This is a genomic window from candidate division TA06 bacterium (assembly GCA_004376575.1).
Classification (GTDB): domain Bacteria; phylum Hydrothermota; class DG-26; order E44-bin18; family E44-bin18; genus E44-bin18.
Genome location: SOJN01000070.1, coordinates 56,874 through 78,343 on the forward strand (window position 1 = coordinate 56,874; position 21,470 = coordinate 78,343).

A 21,470-nucleotide genomic window follows, 5' to 3' on the forward strand; every position below is an offset into this window, starting at 1 on the left:
TTATCACCTTCTCCGCCGGTATGGTGGCACGTATGAACTTTTGCCTACTCCGGAGGGCTAGGTTGGCCGGTTTCGCCCGAAATGACGAAATCCTATCTTGCAGGCCAAGATGTCAATGTGTCACGCCTGGCACCGGGCCTGGTATTTTGTCTTCTCGAAAGAATTCGCTTGACAACTGCCGGCCCGTCTGATACAAAGGCTTGGAGAGTTGGGATAACTTAGACCCTTCAAACTAGTCCGGTGAGGCTAGAAAGGGGGTGGAGTGGTAGAAGAGGAAAAAACCTTCCCGCAAAAGGCGGGGAGGTATTTTTTTGAGCCTGCCCTTCTCGTTCTCGAAGACGGTTCTCACTATTTCGGGAGATCCCTTGGAGCAAGTGGCGAGACCGGAGGCGAGGTAGTCTTCAATACCTCGATGGCGGGCTACCAGGAGATTCTCACAGATCCTTCCTACAAAGGCCAGATAGTCATAATGTCGTATCCCCAAATTGGTAACTACGGAGTGAGGGATGAAGACCAAGAGTCCTCATCCACATATGTTGAGGGTTTCGTGGTGAAGGAATACACGCCGGCTGTCTGGCCGGACCGTAGAAGCGATCTGAATCATTTCCTGAAGGAACACTCTGTAGTTTCAATGGAGGGCGTGGACACACGGGCGATAGTCAAGCGCTTGAGAAGCAGGGGTTCCATGAGAGGGGTCATATCCAGCACGGATCTTAGTCCAGATAGTCTGCACAAGAAAGTATTGGCCGTGAGAGACATACGGGAGCTCAATCTTGTGGAGGGATGCTCATGCAAAGGGCCATATGACTGGAACGGGTTCAAGGCAAGCCAGGAACCTGGCATTCTTCGCGTGGTAGTATACGACTTTGGGGCGAAGAGAGGGATACTCAACTCTCTTTCTTCACTTGGGATCGCAGTTTCTGTAGTCCCCCATGACTTTCCGTCAGAGGAAGTGCTCAAGATGCGGCCAAATGGTGTCGTATTATCCAATGGACCGGGGGACCCGGAGATGGTAAGACACGCAATAGTGGCTGCCAGGACTCTCATGGGCAAGGTTCCTCTTTTTGGCATATGTCTCGGCCACCAGATACTCTGCCTTGCTCTGGGAGCGAGAATATACAAACTGAAGTTCGGCCATCACGGTGGAAACCATCCGGTCAAGGATGTAAGAACAGGAGAGGTGAAGATAACGTCTCAGAACCACAACTATGCAGCAGATGCAGAATCAATTGAAGCTCGCGGTGCAGAAGTTACTCACATAAACCTTTACGACGGAACTGTCGAAGGGATGAGGCACAGCGACGCGGATCTCTTTGGGATCCAGTACCATCCTGAGGCCTGTCCCGGCCCGAACGACTCACATTACCTTTTCAAAAGCTTCGTTTCTGCAATGGAAGAAGTTGCCAAGGCGAGATGACATAAGGAAGATCCTCATCATCGGCTCAGGCCCAATAGTCATAGGCCAGGCGTGCGAATTTGATTATGCCGGGACTCAGGCCTGCAGGGCGCTCCGCTCTGAAGGGTATGAGGTTGTCCTTGTCAATTCGAATCCTGCGACCATTATGACAGATCCTGAAATGGCTGAGCGGACTTACATCGAACCATTGACCACGGAGGTATGCAAGGCAATTATCTTGAGAGAAAAGCCAGATGCGGTACTGTCTACACTGGGAGGGCAGACCGGCTTGAACATCGCCTATTCGCTTGCACGTTCCGGATTCTTGGAGGAGCAAGGTGTTGAACTCCTCGGTGCTAAGCTGGAGGTGATAAAGAAGGCAGAAGATAGGTCCCTGTTCAAAACAGCAATGGACAATATATGTCTCGAGACACCGAGAAGCGTCTTCGTTGAATCTATGGAAGAAGCTGAGAAGAAGGTTCGGAATTTCGACTTTCCGCTGATTATCAGGCCGTACTTCACACTCGGAGGAATCGGGAGCAGTGTGGTTGAAGATCAAGGACAGTTCAGGCGGTCCATCGCCGCTGCATTGAATGCGAGTCCGGTGCATGCAACCCTGATAGAAGAGTTCCTGCTCGGCTGGCGAGAGTACGAGCTCGAGGTTATGAGGGATAGAAGTGATAACGCGATAGTCGTCTGTTCCATAGAGAACTTTGACCCAATGGGAATTCACACCGGAGACTCAATCACTGTCGCTCCTCAGCAGACGCTTCCCGACAAAGAATATCAGAAGATGAGGGATGCTGCGCTCATGGTCATCAGGGAGATAGGAGTGGACACCGGCGGGTCCAATGTTCAATTTGCATACAACCCTGAGGATGGGCGGATGCTCGTAATAGAGATGAATCCGAGGGTGTCACGATCCTCAGCTCTTGCTTCAAAGGCTACAGGATTCCCCATAGCCAAGATAGCCACCAAACTTGCCATCGGATACACTCTTGATGAAATCCCCAACGACATAACAGGAACTACACCAGCGTCTTTCGAACCCGTCCTCGATTACTGCGTCGTGAAGCTTCCCAGGTGGGCGAGTGAGAAGTTTCCAAAGGCGGATGCAACACTCAGCTCACAGATGAAGTCTGTAGGAGAGGTGATGGCAGTAGGAAGGACCTTCAAAGAGGCTTTCCAGAAAGCAATTGCGTCCTTGGAACAACCAAAGGCAGTTGATAGGTGGATCTCGGGGAATGGCGCGACACTGGAACAGGTGAAGAAAGCGCTGGCCGTTCCCAATCCGACTAGATGTCTGTACATGAGAGATGCCTTGAGGCTTGGCATGAGCATCGAAGAAATACACAGTCTCACCAAGGTTGACAGGTGGTTCATCACCAGACTGCTGGAGATTGTCAGTCTGGAGAAAGAGATCAAGAACGCTCCTCAGTTAACGCCTGAACTCCTGCGGGAGGCAAAGCGCAATGGGTTTGCGGACCTGGAATTATCTTATCTGATAGACAGGAATGAGGGGGAGGTTAGGGAGCTGAGAAGTAGGCACCGGATCTTGCCAGTAATAAAATCCGTGGACACGTGTGCGGGTGAATTTGAGGCTCGCACTCCTTACTATTACTCGACATATGAGACAGAGGATGAGTTCAAACCGACAGATTCAAAAAAGGTTGTGATTGTGGGAAGCGGCCCAAACAGAATTGGTCAGGGGATTGAGTTTGACTACTGCTGCGTCCATGCCTCACTGGCATTGAGAGAAGAGGGGTATGAATCCATAATGATAAACTCAAATCCGGAGACTGTTTCTACGGATTACGACATCTCGGACAGACTCTATTTTGAACCTCTGAGTTTCGAGCATGTGCTCAACATAGTAGAAAAGGAAGACCCATTCGGACTCATCGTCCAGTTGGGTGGGCAGACCGCTCTCAAACTTGCCGGGAGCCTGGCAAAATCAGGAGTGAGGATTCTTGGAACATCTCCGAACGACATAGACAGAGCAGAGGATAGGAAGAGGTTCAGAAAGGTGATAAACTCATTGGGTCTTAGACAACCCAGAAGCGCGACCTCGACAGACCTTGCTTCTGCCATTGAAGTAGCCAGCGAGATAGGCTATCCAGCCATAGTCAGGCCCTCCTATGTTCTTGGGGGTCGGGCCATGGAAATAGTCTATGATGATGCAAGACTGAAGGAAGTCATGGAGGAGGCCCTGTCTGAGTGTCCAGGCATGCCCGTTCTCATTGAGAGGTTCCTCGAGGACGCAGTCGAGGTTGACGTCGATGGCGTGAGCGATGGAGAGGAAGTCTTTGTGGGAGCGGTCATGGAGCACATTGAAGAAGCGGGTGTCCATTCCGGTGACTCCTCCTGCGTGATTCCAGCCTATTCTCTTGGCGAGGAGGCCATTGAAGAGATTGAAAGGCAGAGCGCACTTCTGGCAAAGGCGCTCAAAGTGTGCGGACTGTTCAATGTCCAGCTAGCAATCAGAGGCAATCGTGTATACGTTTTGGAGATAAATCCCCGAGCCTCCAGGACGATTCCGTTCGTTTCCAAGGCAATAGGCATTCCCCTTGTTAAGGTCGCAACCAAACTGATGCTGGGACGAAAGCTTAGAGAATTCGGGCTGAAGAAAAACGGGGCGCCAGAATACGTTAGCGTGAAGAAACCCGTCTTCCCCTTTGCAAGGTTTTCCGGAGTGGACACAATCCTCGGCCCGGAGATGCGCTCGACTGGAGAAGTAATGGGTATCGACTCCACCTTCGGAAGAGCATACGCCAAGGCTCAGCTTGCGTCTGAAGGTAGCCTGCCCATGTGCGGCACAGCTTTCATAAGCGTTAATGATAGGGATAAAAGAGCAATAATCTCATTGGCCAAAAGGCTGGAGTCCCTTGGGTTCAGGATTCTGGCCACCCGTGGTACAGCGAGGACTCTCAAGATGTCCGGGCTTGTTGTGCAGACCGTATACAAGGTGAAGGAAGGCAGGCCTGACATCGCACAGCTGATAACGCGGGGTGATGTTGATTTGGTGATAAACACCCCCCTCGGGAGAAGGTCGCGCTTTGATGAGCCTGCGATAAGAAGATCCGCGTTGAGGACAAACATACCATGTGTGACGACAATATCGTGTGCCTCCGCTCTGGTCACGGCTATTGAGGAGGCCAGAGAAAACTGGATTTCCGTCCGGTCACTCCAGGAATACCACGCCTGAAGACCTTCGGTCTCCACTCGAAAATACGAATTGGAAAAGACGGAAGGCGGAGTCGTGAGAGTAGCCAGCGACGGAGTCCCTTCGATACTCTCCTCGTGGAGCGAGGCCCCGTGTATCTTACTTCGTGAGAAACGGGGTAGGCAGGATGAGCTCCGGATCTCCCAAAAGCAGATTCTTCGTCGGTCCCCTCCTCAGAATGACATCGGTCTTTTGTCATCCTGTTTACTCTGTGTTAAAGGTCACAAGCAAGGCGTGGTGAGCTTGTTACACAGAGTTAATCCCGAGCGAAGTCCTGAGTTCTTCGAAGGACGAATCGAGGGGAGCGGAGTCCGAAGGACGGAGTCCCTTCGATACTCTCAGGATAAACTCCGGATCTGCTTGTGCCAGATTGCTTCGTCGCGCTGACGCACTCCTCGCAATGACATTTTCTCGTTTGCCTGCCCGAAGAAGTTGGCGATGCAGAAGTTGGGTCATTCTAGGAATCTTCTAAAAACCACAATGAGGGGGAAAATGGCGCCTCTACAGGTAGCCCATAAGACCTTACTGTATAGTGGTTTACGGCCTCTACCGCCCGATGTTCAGATTGACATCGACAATTGCGCAAACAGTATTGACGAACGACAAAGGACATGATAAGATGAAAATTCCCCTGAGGCCGGCTGGTCTGAGTCCAGTTGCCGGCCGAGGGGAGTGTACATCACACATCTAAGTGGGGGGAGGTTCCCTGCTCAAAATATCCGGACAAATGTCCGGTCGTAGAAAGGAGGAGAAGGTGGCAGCGCTTAAGGAGAAGTTGAGGGAGAAAATCCCGGGCTGGCGTGAAAGGGCTGGTGGCTTGGTCAAGGAACACGGCGACCACGTCATATCAGATGTCACAGTCCGGCAGGCATATGGCGGCATGAGAGGCGTGAAAAGCATGGTCTGCGACACGTCACTTGTTGAGCCTGAAGCAGGCCTGATCATACGGGGCACTCCTATCAAGGACCTGACCAAAAAACTTCCCGAGGAGATTTTCTTCCTTCTGTGCACGGGCGAGCTGCCGGATGCAGATGCCCTGAAGTCTCTTCAGGACGAGATGAGGGCAAAGGCGAAGGTTCCGGGCTATGTATGGAAGGTTCTGGAGGCGATGCCTGAGGATTCTCATCCGATGACCATGCTCGACACCGGCATACTGTGCATGCAGAAGGAGTCCATCTTCAGGAAGAAGTATGATGAGGGTGTTCAGAAGTCCGAATACTGGGAGTGGACTCTTGAGGACGCCATCTCATTGCTTGCTAAACTGCCGACGCTGGCAGCAGGAATGTACAGGATGCGCTTCAAGAAGGGTCCTCGCATAGATCCCGATCCCAAGTTGGACTGGGGAGGCAACTACGCACACATGCTTGGCGCAAGTAACCATAAGGAATTCGCGAACTTCATGCGCCTGTATCTGGTTCTCCACTGCGACCACGAGGGCGGGAATGTGAGCGCTTTTACCTGTCGGACAGTCAATTCGGCTCTCTCCGACATCTACTACTCTCTGTCTGCTGGTCTGAACGGTCTGGCGGGGCCACTCCATGGTCTTGCCAACCAAGAGTGCCTCAGGTTCGTGCTTGGAATCCTGGAGAAGTTCGATAACAAGGTTCCGGGTGATGAGGAACTGAAGAAGTTCACGTGGGATGTTCTCAATTCCGGAAGGGTCGTTCCAGGCTACGGCCACGCTGTTCTGCGTGCTACCGACCCGCGCTTCAGCGCTTTCCATGCGTTTGGTCAGCAGGTTTGCCCTGATGATCCGGCGTTCAAGACGGTGGATCGGCTTTTTGCCCTTGTGCCAGACATACTCAAAGAGCACGGAAAAGCGAAGAACCCCTATCCGAACGTGGACGCGGGCTCTGGTTCTCTCCTGTACTTCTTCGGATTGAAGGAGTTGGACTACTACACCGTTCCATTCGGGATTTCTCGTGCCATGGGTCTCTGCTCCCAGGCAATCGAAGCGAGAGCAATGATGAGTGCTATTACCAGACCGAAGTCAGTGGTCACCGAATGGGTGAGTAAGGAGGTTCTGAGCTAAGCCCGATCCTCCTGGAGTATTCAGTGTGAGCAGCGCCCATTGTGGCGCTGCTTTTTTTGTGGCAATCGCCATGTGCAGCATGTTAATCTTGTTGAAGTTCTTCATCCGGGAGGTGAGATATGCGCCATTCCTGCTTACAAAGTGGTTGACCTTGGGCTTGTTCACATACCTGAAGGGAGGAGACTGTTTCCAGAACTGACGACCATGGAAAACCTCATCCTGGGGTCGCTGCGGCCGGAGGCAAAGACGAAAAGGGCAGATTCATTGGAATGGGTGTTCGGACTGATGCCCAGGCTGAGGGAAAGAAAAAGCCAATTCGCGGGGACATTGAGTGGGGGAGAGCAGCAGATGCTTGCTGTGGCAAGAGGACTGATGTCCAGACCCAAACTATTGATGTTTGACGAGCCATCGCTTGGCCTGGCTCCTCTTCTGGTGAAGCAGGTCTTTGATGTCGTGGAGAAGCTCAGGACAGAAGGGATTACAGTCCTGATAGTGGAGCAGAATGTCCGACAGAGTCTCCAGATTTGTGACAGGGTCTATGTGCTTGAAAATGGTAGGATTATTATGGAAGGAAGCAATCTGCTCGAAGACGACAGAGTCCGAGAAGCTTACCTGGGACTCTAATCTCCGCGACCCACTGCCGCCGGAAATTAGGAAATTTAGAAAATGAGAAATTGAGGAAGTAGAATCCTGCCGACCTCGCCCCACGAGCCCCGGAGTGTTTTTGTAATCTGTAATTCGTGATGAGTAATTTATTACCTATCTCACTAGCAAGAGAAGTTTTGATTTAGTCGTAGTGGGTGATTCATACTTGCAGACATAAACTCCAGAGGGGACCTGTTGGCCATTGCGGTCGTCGCCTGTCCAGACCACGCTGTGCATGTCGACAGCGGGGACACCATCTACGAGTGTCCGTACAACCCTTCCAGCGACGTCGTGAATGGTCAGTCTCAGTCTTGTGTATCCGTCAGCGTAATAAGAAATTGTGCATGATTCATAGAAAGGATTGGGGCCCAGGCGCAGGATATTGTCTTCGCTTCTCAGCGAAACTGGGCCTTCCGCCACGCCCACTCCCGTTATGACCCGTATGTATTCCTGTGGAAAAGGTTCGTCGACCCATCCCCCGGCGAAGTTCATGTAGTTCGCCCTTGAGGTTGGTAGAACCTCTACGGGTAGGAGGCCCGTGTCAGATGCGGTCACCCGGAAAGTCACACTCCAGTCTTCTGCAAGGCCCAGTTCTCCAACAGTCCATTCTGCCGCTCTTCCCGCGACTCTATCGGGGACTATGGAGAAAGACCCGGGAACGTAGTTGAATCTTGAGTCGAGACGCTCAATGACCGACAGATGCCGGGCGGCAAGATACGTAGGAACCATGCGTATACTCTTTAGAATCTCAGGGATCATCGACAGGTCAGGGTAGTGCCAGTAGGTTTCACTGTCCGGCTCGCTCACAATGAGTCTGAGTGTTTCCTCGCTCGCCGGGCTCCCGAAGCCCAGCGCGTAGATAAGAGTTCCTGAAGCCTTTGCATTCTGTGCAGCCTCAAAAGGGTCTGAGCCGCTCGTGGAAGAGCCGTCTGACAGTAAAAGTATCACTGGAAGATTGCTTTCCTTGCGGCGTGGGCTGGTAAGCTCAGCCTGAGCCAGATTGATGGCATCTCCAAGGACAGTCCAACCGCCAGCCTTGAGACTGTCGATCAGAGGGAAAAGCATCCAATGGAGGTGACTCAGTTCACTCAACAGTACCGCATCAGTGCCAAACGCGACAAGTCCTGACTGCTCGGTCGTTGGGTCAAGACCCATGCAGATGCATCTGGCGGCAACTTTTGCAGTTTCAAGTGGAGCACCCTCCATACTGCCCGAGACGTCAATCGCAAAAATGAGGTCTATAGCCATCGGAGCTATCGTATCGCCTATTCCTTCGACAGTCAGCGTAACCTCGGCCTCATCAGGGACGCCGGTGCCTGCGAGATAGATTTGATCCGGCCAAACAGACTTATCAGTTGTGACTCGTGGGAACTCATTGGAGGCCGCGGCTGCTGCAAGGAGTGCACAACACAAGACTAGTGGAGGCCACTTCATTTTCTACCTCCCCCTTGAAGGTTAAACAAGCTCCATTCAGCGCATCACTTATACACTATGCTCCTGCCGGATGTGGATATCAAGTCTTTTCTCATAAATCCTAGCCACTCACCCATTCCACTCCTGGCAGGTCGAGCGTGCGAACTGGCAAATACAAGATCTGCGATTCTGAACCTACAAACTTGACTCCTAGCATCTCTTCTGCTAGGCTCGCGAATGAGGTACATCATGGACAAGGTAGAGTACAGGCCGATAGGAGTGATACACTCGCCTTTTAGAGAACCAAAGGGCGTGCCCATCCAACCGTCAGGGCGCAAGGGGATAAAGGGAACAGTTGAGCTTGAGCCACAATATGAGGTAGGCCTGAAAGACGTGGAAGGGTTTTCCCACATAATTCTCATCTATCATCTACACTTATCGCAGGGGTATTCACTTGAGGTTTTGCCGTTTGTGGATCATGTAAAGAGGGGACTTTTTGCTACCAGGGCACCGAAGCGACCCAATGCAATAGGCATATCCGTTGTCCCTCTGGAAAAGATAGAAGGAACCACGCTCTACATTTCTGACCTGGATATTGTTGATGGAACTCCTTTACTCGACATAAAGCCGTATATCCCCAAGTTTGAAAAAACCGAAGATATACGAATAGGATGGCTGAAAGACAAGGTGCGCCGCACTGAGGACGCAGTCGCCGATGACCGATTCACTCCCTGACTACCCAACCCCCCACCCACGAAAATAGAGAATAAGACCTGTAACCACGAGATTACACTAGATTAACACAGAAAAACCCTGACCCTATGGCTAGTCCAGAGAAAAGAAATCTTGTGGTAATCCGTGAAATCTGTGGTTTCGTGTGGAGTGTGTCAGAATGAGAATGCGGAGGGGCAGAGCTTGGCCAGGACGCACTCCGCGCACTTCGGTCTTTGGGCGTTGCACACCTTTCTCCCGTGCCATATCAGAAGATCAGTAATCCTTGCCCAATCCTTCGTGGGAGTGATTTGCATCAGGTCTTGTTCAATCTTGTTTGGATCTTTGTTCTTGGTGAGGCCCAGCCGTTGGCTGAGCCTTCGGACGTGCGTGTCTACAGCGATTCCTTCAATCACCCCGTATGCATTTTGAAGTACAATATTGGCTGTCTTCCTTGCAACACCCGGGAGCGTTAGCAGTTCCTCCATAGTCCTTGGGACCTGGGAGTCGAATCTTTCTATTAGGGCCGCCGAAGCTGCTCTTATGTTCTTTGTCTTGTTCCTGAAGAAGCCTGTTTGTCTTATTTCTTTCTGCAACTGCATAATGTTTGCTTTAGCATAGTCTTCAGGAGACTTGTACTTCTTGAACAAAACTGCGGTAACCTCATTCACCTTTGCATCCGTGCACTGCGCCGAAAGTATCGTGGATATGAGCATCTCTAGCGGATTCCTATGCTTCAACGCCGTCTTTGCGTCCGGAAACTCTTTGCTCAACACTCGGATAATCCGGGTTACTTTATTTTTCAATTTGGGGTCGGGCTTTTTGACCCTGGTTTTCTTATTACCTGTCACCTATCGCCCTCTAAAACGAAATTGCGAAATCACGAAATTCCACCTTCAGCCCCACCCTTGGAGAGCAAGAGGAAGGGGGAGTTTCGTAATTAGTAATCACTAATTCGTAATTTGTTTACGTACTCAGTCGCGGCCATCCCTGCTATTGTTCCTTCACCACAGGCAATGACTACCTGTCTATACCTCTTTGAACGTATGTCGCCTACCGCGTATATGCCTGGCGTAGACGTCTCCATATTCTCATTGGTTATGATGTACCCCTGTTCATCCATCTCGACCACGCCTTTGGCGAGTTCAGAATATGGAAGAAATCCCGCGTATATGAAGACACCTGAGGTTTCAAAGGTCCTCTCTTCTTCCGTTCCCCGATTCTTCACGGTCACCGACTCAACCACATCTTTGCCGTTTATAGAGGCGAGTAGGTGATTCAAGAGAAACTTCACGTTTGTGTTCTTCTGGAGCTGTTCTTCGAGTATCTTTTCTCCGGTCACATGAGGAAGAAACTCGACGATTGTGACGCTCTTCACGTGCTTGAGGAGATACTCGCTCTCCTGCAGTCCGGAGTTTCCAGCTCCCACGACTACAACGTCCTTACCCTTGTACAGCGGGCCATCGCAAGTAGCGCAGTAAGAAACCCCTTTGCCTGTGAACTTCTCCTCACCGGGAACGTTCAGCTTCTTGGGAACGCTACCTGAACCGATTATCACGCTGTAAGCCTTGTACTCGTCTTTGTCCGTCTTCACGCTTATAAAATGGCCAGCCTTTTCAATCTTCTTGACTTCCTTAAACTCAGAAATGTTAGCGCCAAACTTCTGAGCTTGGCTTTTGAACTTATCCATCAGGTCCATGCCGTTTATACCTTCCGGGAAACCGGGGTAGTTCTCTAATAGATCAGTCGTGGCCGCGAGCCCTCCACAGACTGCTTTCTCCAGCACGATGGTGTCTAACCCACCCCTCGCCGTGTATATGGCCGCCGTCAGTCCCCCGGGCCCACCTCCGATTATGATCACATCGCGTACCTCTTCCCCCATCTTAACTCCTTTTCACATGCTTACCCGACTTTACCACACGTTCACAGCAATTTCAAATTACAAATCTGTGGACGCAGCCCTATTTCGTTCTTAACGTATTGTCTAGGAGGAGTTTCTTCTTTTTGGTCTGCTGAACTTTTTCTTGTTGAATTCTTCGGATTTCCCTTTCGGAATTGAGAGCGATTCCCAGGATTTAGCTCTCAGGCATTTCGCTATATATATGATTTGTCCAACGTGCTGCGCACAATGTGTCAGGTGTCGATTGATGGCCTCAACAACAGTATGTCCCTCGTTTCTTATGTAGACAATCTTCTGCAAGTCATCTGGTTTCAATCTGCCAAGAGCTGAAAATAGAAAATTCCAACCTTTTTCCCAGATCAACAACATCCGCATATGTTTGACAAGGACGGCAATGCTATTCGATTCATCATCAGGCCGCCAATGGATTTCGCTATCACTTATCTGCGCAAACGCTTTGTCCCCCAACCTTTTGTAGTGTAGAAAGAGTTCTGTTATGTTATGCAGGTAGTTATGATCAATATCTTCTTGCATTTTCTTCACAATTGCCAATCTCTTTTGGTTATTGCTAAGTGATTGTACAGGCGGTTGCAGAATCTGTCCAGTACTGATGTTACTTCTTTCTGTGAGGCACAGATGCTGGCTCCGTCTCGATCCAAAACGCAAAATGAAAGCCTGGGAAGTCCAGAGTGGAGTACGGCAGAATCCAAGAAATCGAAAAACTACAGATATGAGGATATAAGCAAGAAATGGCTCAGGCTTCAGTGTTATTGTCACTTTAGTTGAGAAAAGTATTGACAAGAAAATGTGTTAGGTGTACAATGGAATTGCAGGTGAGAAGAGTTTTTGGGAGTGCGACACGCACTGCATGTCTTATACGCCGTGCGTGTTTGTTGTAGGGGCCGCAGAGAACGTGGACGCAGTCCCAGATTGGCTTACCACCTAGCGAGACTACGAGTAAGGAGGTGAAGTCGGAGTGCCCAAAGGTCGAGTTAAGTGGTTCAATGACCAGAAGGGATATGGGTTCATTGAGCAAGACGGTGGTGAGGACGTATTCGTCCATTTCTCTGCCATCCAAGGTTCCGGATTCCGCACCCTATCTGAAAATGATAAGGTTGAGTTCGAAATTGTCGATGGTCCAAAGGGGAAGCAAGCGACAAACGTGAATCGAGTAGAGGAATAACGCCCTTTTTGGTTAAGATGGAGCCCCGGAAATCGCCGAGAGATGATTTCCGGGGCTTGTCATTTTGTCAGAGCTCAAAATAGCGTGCCGTGTCTTGGTTTCAGTTTCATAATTTCCCAGTTTCGGAATTTCGGATCGTGGTATCGAGTAGGGGCGCGGCCTGCCCTCCGTAGCCACAGCGTAGGAGGGTTTCCGCGCCCATCTTCTCTTCCTTGTTGCCGTCTTTCTTTAGATATGGTATAAGGAACGTGATGTGACTTGAGGGGGGAATGATTGTGGGTGCCCCAGAAGGAAAGAGATTGGCTGAATTATCAATTGCAGTAAGAGATTCGACTATAAGACGGTTGAGGCTCGTTCCGGCTGGGTCAGAGAACTGGAGAATCGAGAGTGATTCAATGAGTTTTGCAGATCTTGCCCAACACATCATTGATGCTGATGAGTGGTTGTTCAGAATGCTTGAGACGAAAAACCTCTCACCAGTGCGAGGCATAGCAGGGCTGGCAGACGTGAACAACCGAGACGAATACATTAAGTTGATTACTGATTTGAAGCGGACAGGCCAGATTCGCGAGGGACTACTTGAAGGTCTATCTGAAGAACACCTGACTGAAATGATACATGATGAGAGGTTTGGTGGCAGAGTGAGTGCGTGGTGGATTATCGTCCGCGGAAACCTGGATTATGAGACCCATCATAGGGGACAAATAGCTGCGTACCTGAGAATGCTACATGCAAAGAACGAAGTTGGAACAGAGGTTACTGAGTGAGAGATCGTCTGCGGAGGGTGGCCTAGGGTGATGAAACTGAAAAAAGTGTCATGGCTGATTATGGTGGGAATGTTGGTGCTATTCTCTTCTGAGTGTGACAGACAGGACAGAATTGAGCAGGCTCTCAGACAGTATCAAAGCAGGACTGTGGTCAGGAATAGCAAGGGTAAACTGTTTCGAGTTGAAGATTACCGCCTCACCTCTTCAGACGACGGTGGCAGAACTTGGATTGGATTAAGTACCATACCCTCTATGGGATATGCGGTATGGGGATATTCCCTGGCCTGCGGAGATGACGATGTCCTTCACTTTGCTCAGGTGGGAGTGGGAAAGGGAAAGAAGGCAGTCTATGTTTCCAGGTCATTGGATGGTGGAAAGACCTGGATAGGTCCAGTTGTAGCGAATGATGAAATATGGGCTCAAAGAGAGGATCCAGAGATCATCAGCAAAGGCGAAAAGGTCTTTGTGGTTTGGGTGGAAAGAAGTGAAAGAGCGCCAACAGGAGTGGCCAGGCCATCGGGCGTCTACTTTTCCTGCTCTTTCGACGGTGGAAGAAGCTGGAATGAAGATACCTGGTTAAGAGAGGGGGAGGATCCCTCGATCGCAGTCGGAGAAGATGGAACAGTATATTTGACCTATGTCGGTGGCAGAAGACTGAACATCATCTACATATCATATTCAGAAAACAACGGGAGAAGCTGGAACAGTGAGACTACGGGCGAGCGATTGGTGATTATCAAGGAGCCCTATGTTATTCCCGTCGGATCCACTCTATATTTATTCTGTCACGCGGTCGTACCAAGTTTTGCTCACATCACTCCTGGTGCAAGACTTGACTACCAAACGTATTACCTGACATCTAATGATAGAGGGAAAAGCTGGAGTAACATGATAGAATGGAAGGAGGAAGGGAGGGATTGATGGCGAAAAGGAAGTCAAAGTTGCTGGGTTTTCTTCTTTTGGCAGGTTTTATTCTCGGCTGCGGAGGATCGACTTCGGAGCGGTCACTCGTGGAAAAGACTAATAAGGATAATAAGCGTTTCAGAGGTGTCTGGGTGTATAAGTCCAGAATGCCAGGACAAGTCGAGTTTTCGGAGGGGACAAGGATAGATATTGTGATAGACAGAAGGAAGTTTCATCTGGTTGCTAAGTGGGGGGCGGCCTATCCCGCAAAGAGAGGGCAAACTGAGGAATGGATACATAACGGAAAGTTCCTCTGGGAACTTGCACCATTACTGAAACAAGCAAACTGGCTGGAGATTAAGGGGCTCCGGAGAGGGCCCTTCTGGAAGATGCCTTATCAGATGGCACCCTTTGGACCGGTGAAGAATATTGGTGAAGAAGATGTGGCTGGGAGGGCGTGCAAGGTGTTGAGAACAAGAGGGAGGTACGACCAGGGAGATGTGACCCTTACCTATTGGATAGATGAGGAAAGAAGTGTCCTCCTGAAGAAAGAACATTTGCTGGAAGCAGGAGAAATATTGTTGGTGCACGAGATTTATGAATGCGAGGATATTGAATTTGATCCTGGATTTTCGGCAGGAATGTTCGAGGTTAACATACCTTCAGACTGGGTGAAAGTGGAGAAACGTCATGTTGATTCTGAACTTCTCGACACCAAATTTTGAGGGGAAGGGGACTCGCATCTATTGAAGGTAGCCTAAAGACCTTAGGTGTCTTTTCTGCTCCTCTGCAAAATCGGGTTCTTCTGCTTGTGTCTTCCTAGACTTTATCTGACCATTCCATTTCTGCAAGACTATTTCCATTGCGTTCAGAGCTTTGTCATTTTCTCTTGCGAGGTTCCTGGATTCCGCTGGGTCTTTTTGTAAATTGAACAGTTGCCTTGATTTGACAATTGGATTGTAAATAAGTTTCCAACCCTTCCACGTCACCGATTGTAGACTGGTCCATCTTCTTGTTTGACTGAATATTGCTCTGTTCCCCAACTCTTCGATATCACTCATATCTATGGTTTGCCCTTCGCATCTATATTCACCAGGAATCCACAAGCCTGCGTAATCAACAATGGTTGGCATCAAATTTATTAGACCAAGGTATTCGTGCATGATCTCCTGTTCATTGTGGCCCGGCAGCTTCATTATCAATGGGACATGTATTTGCTCCTGATACAATTTCTTAGTATGGCCGATCCAATAATCACCTCTTTCCAGAAACTCCTCACCGTGGTCGGCAGTTAGGATAATCAGTGTATTGTCATATAATCCCAGGTTTTTCAACTCATCCAGAACGACCCCTATGTGTTCATCTGTGAAGCTTATTTCAGAATCATATAGAGCCTTGATGTATCGAGCATCGTCTGCCGTCATTTGCGGAGCTTTCTCTCGGAGTTCACGTATGGGCTGACTGCTGTGTAAAGGGCCATTATAATCCGGGTAGTAATCGTAGTCTTCATGGAGAATGTAGTCAAAATGCGGGTCAAAGTAGTGAAGAAACAAAAAGAATTTGCGATTCTTGCGTGTCCTCAGAAAACATATCGCTTTTTCTGTTATCGAGGGAGAAGAAATATAGCCGTGCCCTTTTGCATTTTCTTCATCATAGGAATCAAATCCCTGGCCGAATCCAAGGGCAGAAGAAACATGAGCGTGAGAGATTATGCCTTTTGTCACGTAGTTGTTTTCCTTGAATATCTCCGTCAAAGTCAGAAATCTCTGATCTATTATTATAGGCTTGTCTCTAAAACCTAACACCGCGGGATACTGAGACGTAAACATGCTTCCTATAGAAGGAGTAGTCCACGGGGCAGCAGAGATGGCGTTCTTGAATAGAATTGAGTTCAGAGATAACCTGTCAATACTTGGCGTCGTGTTTCTGCTGTATCCATAGCAACCAACGTGGTCTGCCCTTAGCGTATCCACTATTATCAAAACAATGTTCGGTCCTGTTGGGGAGTTTATTCTCCTATCAATAATAATGCCCAGATTCAAAAGCAATAGGAACACGATCAAAACAAGCCCTGGCTTTCTAGTATGTCTTATTCTCAAAAGCTTGGGCGATGTTTTCCATTTCATTTTCATCAGGACCCTTCCCAGAATTATCGCGAGAAGGAACATCTCAGCATGTACCAATATGTTCATGAGAAAGGACTTCTCAGGCAGCCAATAACGTCTGAGTGCCCACGTGCTGAGAAAGAAGAAGAGAATTGAGACAAAGGACAGCCAGAAAACCTTGAGCATGCGCCGGTCTTTGATGCGGATTCTGAGTTCAACAAGAAACGCGACAAATGAAACTACAACAATAGACAAGAACATCCATTTGTTCAGGGATTCCTGGAGAATGGAGGCAGTCAATCGAAACATCCCATACTGGATATAGCCAGTCGGCACGATGGAGGCATGAAACGAGATGAGGCCCACGATAAAGCCTACGATTGCTCCCATCGACAATGCGGCGATTGCTTTGTTCAGTCTTATTGTATTATCTCCTATTGCTGATTCTGAGACCTGAGTTCCACTCTCCAACACTTCTCATCTGAGATTTTATCACATTGAGAGTGTCCAATCAAACAGACTTTCTGTACATATCTCCCTTTGACGGACCAGATTGACCATGCTATTCTGATCGTCATCGACTATCGCTTTCAGAAGCTCACAAAAGAAGGGAGATCCACGATGAGTAATGGAAACGCTGGGCAGAGACTGGTCAATATTCAGATCACCTACTGCGTCGAATGAGATTACGATGGTCCGGCCTCCAGTCTGGCGGCCGCAATCGACAAAGCGTTTGGCATCACTGCGAAACTGAAGGAAGGGCACGGGGGTATCTACGAAGTGACCATAAATGATAACGTGGTTTACAACAAGAAGGAAAAAGGTGGAAGATTCCCCGAGAATGAGGAAATCTTTGAAGAGATCCGCAAGTACACGAACCCTCATCCAGAGAGAGAGTAAAACAAGAGACAGGCTGAGAGCTGGTCATCAAATCTACCCGATATCGTACACATTTCGCTGGAAGTGAAGTCGCGTTTTTTATATAATCGCGGCAGTTAGATGGCATAGCAAGAAATCTTGTCCACAAAACAGCCTGGAGGGAACAGAATGGCAGACAAGAAAGCAGACCTGGCTGGGCCTGGCATCGGCGACTATGATGAGCTGGTGAAGATCCTGCCACAAGGCTACAGTCCTTTGCTGACCGCAAAGGAGACAATGGAAGCCCTCTTTGCAGCGAAAGACTATATCGAGGATAATCTATGCAAGGAACTGAATCTGATAATGGTTCAGGTCCCTTTAATCGTGGACGTTGAGAGCGGCGTGAACGACATGCTGGACCGTGACGGCTCACGTACTCCAATTCAGTTTCACATTTCAAATGACCATGATAAAAACCCGGTCGATGCCCAGGTCGTGCAGGCCGCAACCAAGTGGAAGCGTGTCGCGCTGAAACAGTTTGGCATGAGGGTAGGAGAGGGGATTTGCACAGACATGAAAGCTGTGCGCAAGGATTATTTTCTAGACCACGATCACAGCGCATATGTGGACCAGTGGGACTGGGAACTGGTGATAACGGAAAAGCAGCGCAACCTTGACTACCTGAAGGAAGTGGTGAGGAAGATCTGGAAGGTTCTCAAGGGCGCTGAAGTCCGTGTCCAGGAGCTTTTTCCCCAGTTGAAGACGGATAAATATCCCAGTCTGCCTGAGCAGCTTACATTCCTGCATGCCGAGGAGATCCTTGAGAAATTCCCCGACCTGCCCCGCAAACAGCGCGAGACAGAGATAGTGAAGGAATACCCCGCGGTCTTCATCATTGGAATTGGCTGGACACTTGAGGATGGCTACCCGCACGAGATGAGAGCGGCAGACTACGACGACTGGATGACCGAGACAAGATCTGAGACCGGCAAGACCATGCATGGTCTTAACGGTGATATCCTTGTCTGGAACCATGTGACAAAGCGCCGGCACGAGCTGACATCCATGGGCATTCGTGTAAACGCTGAGACGCTCAAGAAACAACTCGAGATGACTGGCCAGCAAGATTTCCTCGAGTTACCCTACCATCAGGCAATCGTTAACAATGAGATCCCGCTCAGTATTGGTGGCGGTATTGGACAGTCCCGCACCTATATGCTTCTGCTTAAGAAGGCGCACCTTGGAGAGGTCAGTGTGACCGTGTGGCCAAAGATACTCAAGGACATGTGCAAAAAGAAGAACATTCATGTTCTGGAGTAACCCCCCGAATTCTTAATGCCGAAAATCGGAGATCGAAGATCGAAAACAAGCCCAAGAACACGAAATTGCGAAACTGCGAAATTACGAAATTGAAAAGCGAGATTGCTTGGCCCTTCATTGTGCTCCCTTCGGATACCCTCAAGACAGGCAGGACTCGCAACGACAAGTCCCTTTTTTGTCATTGCGAGGAGCCTTGGGCGACGAAGCAATCTGGGAAGAGAGGCTAACCGAGATCACTAGAAACGGGAGACGAAAATAGAGAATGGTAGATCGAAAACTTCCAGCCAGTTTCCTTCAGCAGCTCAAGGAGCTTGAAGCATCCTACTTGACTGAAAGTGACCCAATTCGCCAATCCGGTTTCGGTGGTGGCCCCCTGCGCTGGCGGTCAGAGCGTGAACCGATATTGGAAGCAATAGAAATGGACGGCGATTTGCTGGATGTCGGCTGTGCTAACGGATTCCTGCTTGAGTGTCTAGTTGAGTGGGCCAGTGAACGGGGGACAGCATTGACGCCTCATGGTCTTGATCAAGGTGCCGAGCTGATTGAACTCGCAAAGCAGAGGTTTCCAGCGCACAAATCCAACTTCCATGTTGGCAATGCGTGGGATTGGGAGCCGCCGAGACAGTTTCAGTATGTGTATACAATGCACGACTGCCTTCCAATCGAATTTCTTGAAGAATACCTTCAGCGGTTGCTTTCCCGAGTAGTCTGTACAGGGGGCCGCCTTATCATTGGCGCCTACGGAAGCCGGTCTCAGGGGACGCCGCCGTTTGATGTCGAACATTTCCTGAAGTCTCGTGGCTTCTCAGTCGCAGGAACGACTGGAGGTGGCAACCCACCTATAACATCTTTTGCCTGGGTTGACAAGCAGCCGAAGCTATAAGCTGTAACCCAAGAACATCACAAGTTTGGCGCCAGCGAACAAATCGAGGGCCAGACTTCCGAGACTGACGTTCTCGGGTCTGAATCCAAGTACTCACTTTGCTCACTCAGCACTAGTCCTGAGTGAATAAATTCGTCACCGAATTTATGGATCGAAGGACTAGCCTGAACAGAGACAACCAGCATACTAGCTTACTGGACCGGAACGGTGCCGGGGCACCGTCCGGTCTTTTCCACTTTCAGCGATATCGATTGATGACAGGCTGGGAGACTCGCCAGGCGAGATGAGCGCACTCGAGCTTCTAATCTCTGATGAACCCACCGATTACCACGCGCTTTTCTCATCGCCCGACAGCAAACCTACTTCAAGACAACCATCTTCTTTGTGCTGCAAAGGGCGCGGGCTTGCTCGCCCCCAAGGCTGCGGACCTGGAGTCGGTACAGGTAGATTCCAGTGGAGACCTGCCTGCCAGCGTTGTCCTTCCCATCCCAGTGTACAGAGTAGTAACCAGGCTCCTTCAATTCATCTACTAGAGTCCTCACCAACCTGCCGGACAAGTCGTAGATAGACAAATTCACGAGTTGGTTGGTGGGCGGGCCCCTCTGTGCTATGCAATAGCGAATGATGGTGGTTCGGGTGAATGGGTTTGGACGGTTCTGGAACAGTCGAGATTCGGAAATCGGAGATCGGAATTCGGCTTGCTCTTCTACCCCAATCAGATAGCATTGATAACTCCCATAGATGTTCCAATCTCCATCTCTATCGCTCTGCCATATGGCCCACAGCCAGAGATACGTGTAATCGGTTACGCCAGTGACGGCTGGAAGAGAATCGTTTGCTGCATTGAGGTCTACTGGTTGAGTACCCCCGAGAATTTCATATGAGTAAATGTTGTTGTCCCCATCCCGGTCGCTCATCCACAGGACACAGCCCAGATACAGCTCCGCGTCAACAGGGAGGTGAAAATCAATGACCGCTGGATTCGCGTCTCTGAATAGACTAGTTGTGACGGTGTCTATTTCCTCCCAGTCTCCGGAGAAGTAGGAGTAGTATCTGCAGAGAACATCGGGATTTCCTGCGGCATTGCTCTCCCATACAGCCCAGACTCCCTCACCAAAGAAGTCGGCTGCCAGGGTTGGGCGGAGGTCATCACCCGGGTCAGAAACGACTGGTTCAGGAGTAGACCAAGATCCGCTTTGATAGACGCTGTAGTAGACGTCCCAGTCACCCTCTCGGTTAGTCTCCCAGACAACCAATGGTGGACAGTAGAGCCATGGCGCACTACAGATACCACAAGGTCTCCGATCATCAGAACTGTCAGAGGTGATGGACATAGGTGCAGACCAAGCACTCCCGTTGTAACAGCTCGCATATATGTCCCAGTTGCCATCTCTTTCGGTTTCCCAAACGACCCAGAGGGTGCCTGAGTAAGAAGACGCAAAGATGGAGGGATTCTCATCGCTGTTCGAGTCGGCGGTGATTTGAGTCGGTGTGGACCAGGTGCTCCCCGTGGAGGAGCTGACGAAGATATCCCGATTGTCGGTCCGGTCGCTCTGCCACGCCGCCCAGAAGAGGGAGTCGTCTCTCGCTACAGATGAATTCAGGTCAGCTCCAGAATCTGAGGTTACTGCAATCGCCTGAGACCAACTATCACCATTTGTATTGAACACGGAGTAGATGTTCCAGTCGCCATCTCGGTTGCTCTCCCATGTCAGACAACTGGAGGAGAACCACGGAATGGTCTCTCCGTAGACAGAGGCTGTTGGTTTCAGGTCGGCGCCTGGGTCAGAGGTGAGTTGAACTGGCACCGACCACTGTGCAAACATAACAGTGGGGAGAAACACTAGCAGCAGAAGCCCACAGAGGCCACTCCAAAACCTCAAAACCCTTGATTTTTTCATTTGATTCGCCCCTTTCAGCTCACACAATTGTTCTTACCTGGACTTTAGCAAGTGTCTGAATCTTTGTCAACACCAACCGGGACCTCTACGACCTAGATTGGGGATCCAGGGTCTGTGGCCTCCCTCGACCCCCAGGCCAGGCTATTCCTTGAGCACATCCGTCGGATTTGGTCACCGTGTGCACAGTTTCTGGGGATTTGTGTGGGATTTCAGTTGACAGGGTATGGGGT

At 49.9% G+C, this 21,470-nt stretch carries 18 protein-coding genes; 12 read left to right on the forward strand and 6 right to left on the reverse strand.

Annotated features, from left to right (window positions below; translation table 11 throughout):
• Positions 1–262: 262 nt before the first annotated feature.
• The 4 genes from carA to E3J62_05700 all read left to right on the forward strand — a co-directional run bounded on the left by carA (position 263) and on the right by E3J62_05700 (position 7,275).
• A complete protein-coding gene (gene carA / locus E3J62_05685) occupies positions 263–1,417 on the forward strand; it encodes a glutamine-hydrolyzing carbamoyl-phosphate synthase small subunit (GenBank protein ID TET46028.1) in 1,155 nt (384 codons plus the stop codon).
• Positions 1,401–4,601: a carbamoyl-phosphate synthase large subunit gene (gene carB / locus E3J62_05690; GenBank protein TET46029.1), complete on the forward strand. Its 3,201-nt coding sequence runs from the start codon at positions 1,401–1,403 to the stop codon at positions 4,599–4,601. The genes carA and carB overlap by 17 nt, the downstream gene beginning before the upstream one ends.
• Positions 4,602–5,373: 772 nt before the next feature.
• Positions 5,374–6,651, forward strand: a complete 1,278-nt coding sequence (locus E3J62_05695; GenBank protein TET46030.1) for a citrate (Si)-synthase — start codon at positions 5,374–5,376, stop codon at positions 6,649–6,651.
• Between the two features lie 18 nt (positions 6,652–6,669).
• Positions 6,670–7,275 (forward strand): ATP-binding cassette domain-containing protein, encoded by a 606-nt coding sequence (locus tag E3J62_05700; GenBank protein TET46031.1) that lies wholly within the window; start codon positions 6,670–6,672, stop codon positions 7,273–7,275.
• Positions 7,276–7,410: 135 nt separating this feature from the next.
• On the opposite strand, the gene E3J62_05705 is transcribed toward E3J62_05700, so the two are convergent.
• Positions 7,411–8,730: a VWA domain-containing protein gene (locus E3J62_05705; protein TET46032.1), complete on the reverse strand. Its 1,320-nt coding sequence runs from the start codon at positions 8,728–8,730 to the stop codon at positions 7,411–7,413.
• A 228-nt stretch (positions 8,731–8,958) separates the two neighbouring features.
• Here E3J62_05705 and tsaA point away from each other — a divergent pair, with 228 nt between their 5' ends.
• On the forward strand, positions 8,959–9,444 hold the full coding sequence (tsaA, locus tag E3J62_05710) for a tRNA (N6-threonylcarbamoyladenosine(37)-N6)-methyltransferase TrmO (protein TET46033.1): 486 nt from the start codon (positions 8,959–8,961) through the stop codon (positions 9,442–9,444).
• A gap of 152 nt (positions 9,445–9,596) precedes the next feature.
• On the opposite strand, the gene nth is transcribed toward tsaA, so the two are convergent.
• The 3 genes from nth to E3J62_05725 all read right to left on the reverse strand — a co-directional run bounded on the left by nth (position 9,597) and on the right by E3J62_05725 (position 11,854).
• On the reverse strand, positions 9,597–10,271 hold the full coding sequence (gene nth, locus E3J62_05715; protein ID TET46034.1) for an endonuclease III: 675 nt from the start codon (positions 10,269–10,271) through the stop codon (positions 9,597–9,599).
• 89 nt (positions 10,272–10,360) lie between these two features.
• Positions 10,361–11,302 (reverse strand): thioredoxin-disulfide reductase, encoded by a 942-nt coding sequence (gene trxB, locus E3J62_05720; GenBank protein TET46035.1) that lies wholly within the window; start codon positions 11,300–11,302, stop codon positions 10,361–10,363.
• A 102-nt stretch (positions 11,303–11,404) separates the two neighbouring features.
• Positions 11,405–11,854 (reverse strand): DUF1572 domain-containing protein, encoded by a 450-nt coding sequence (locus tag E3J62_05725; protein TET46051.1) that lies wholly within the window; start codon positions 11,852–11,854, stop codon positions 11,405–11,407.
• A 442-nt stretch (positions 11,855–12,296) separates the two neighbouring features.
• Between E3J62_05725 and E3J62_05730 the strand changes: the two genes are divergently transcribed.
• From E3J62_05730 to E3J62_05745, 4 genes are all read left to right on the forward strand, one after another.
• Positions 12,297–12,503, forward strand: a complete 207-nt coding sequence (locus E3J62_05730) for a cold-shock protein (protein TET46036.1) — start codon at positions 12,297–12,299, stop codon at positions 12,501–12,503.
• 269 nt (positions 12,504–12,772) lie between these two features.
• Positions 12,773–13,270: a DinB family protein gene (locus tag E3J62_05735; protein TET46037.1), complete on the forward strand. Its 498-nt coding sequence runs from the start codon at positions 12,773–12,775 to the stop codon at positions 13,268–13,270.
• Between the two features lie 30 nt (positions 13,271–13,300).
• Complete coding sequence (locus E3J62_05740; GenBank protein TET46038.1) at positions 13,301–14,191, forward strand: exo-alpha-sialidase; 891 nt, start codon at positions 13,301–13,303, stop codon at positions 14,189–14,191.
• On the forward strand, positions 14,191–14,898 hold the full coding sequence (locus E3J62_05745) for a hypothetical protein (GenBank protein TET46039.1): 708 nt from the start codon (positions 14,191–14,193) through the stop codon (positions 14,896–14,898). The genes E3J62_05740 and E3J62_05745 overlap by 1 nt, the downstream gene beginning before the upstream one ends.
• An 18-nt stretch (positions 14,899–14,916) precedes the next feature.
• Here E3J62_05745 and E3J62_05750 read toward each other — a convergent pair whose 3' ends face one another.
• Positions 14,917–16,749, reverse strand: a complete 1,833-nt coding sequence (locus E3J62_05750; GenBank protein ID TET46040.1) for a hypothetical protein — start codon at positions 16,747–16,749, stop codon at positions 14,917–14,919.
• 237 nt (positions 16,750–16,986) lie between these two features.
• Here E3J62_05750 and E3J62_05755 point away from each other — a divergent pair, with 237 nt between their 5' ends.
• The 3 genes from E3J62_05755 (at position 16,987) to E3J62_05765 (ending at position 19,339) form a co-directional block, all read left to right on the forward strand.
• Positions 16,987–17,178: a SelT/SelW/SelH family protein gene (locus E3J62_05755; protein ID TET46052.1), complete on the forward strand. Its 192-nt coding sequence runs from the start codon at positions 16,987–16,989 to the stop codon at positions 17,176–17,178.
• Between the two features lie 147 nt (positions 17,179–17,325).
• Positions 17,326–18,456, forward strand: coding sequence for an aspartate--ammonia ligase (locus tag E3J62_05760; protein TET46041.1), 1,131 nt, complete (start codon positions 17,326–17,328; stop codon positions 18,454–18,456).
• Between the two features lie 262 nt (positions 18,457–18,718).
• Positions 18,719–19,339, forward strand: coding sequence for a methyltransferase domain-containing protein (locus tag E3J62_05765; GenBank protein ID TET46042.1), 621 nt, complete (start codon positions 18,719–18,721; stop codon positions 19,337–19,339).
• 359 nt (positions 19,340–19,698) lie between these two features.
• Here the strand turns inward: E3J62_05765 and E3J62_05770 are convergent, their stop codons facing one another.
• Positions 19,699–21,240: a hypothetical protein gene (locus E3J62_05770; GenBank protein TET46043.1), complete on the reverse strand. Its 1,542-nt coding sequence runs from the start codon at positions 21,238–21,240 to the stop codon at positions 19,699–19,701.
• Positions 21,241–21,470: the final 230 nt, after the last annotated feature.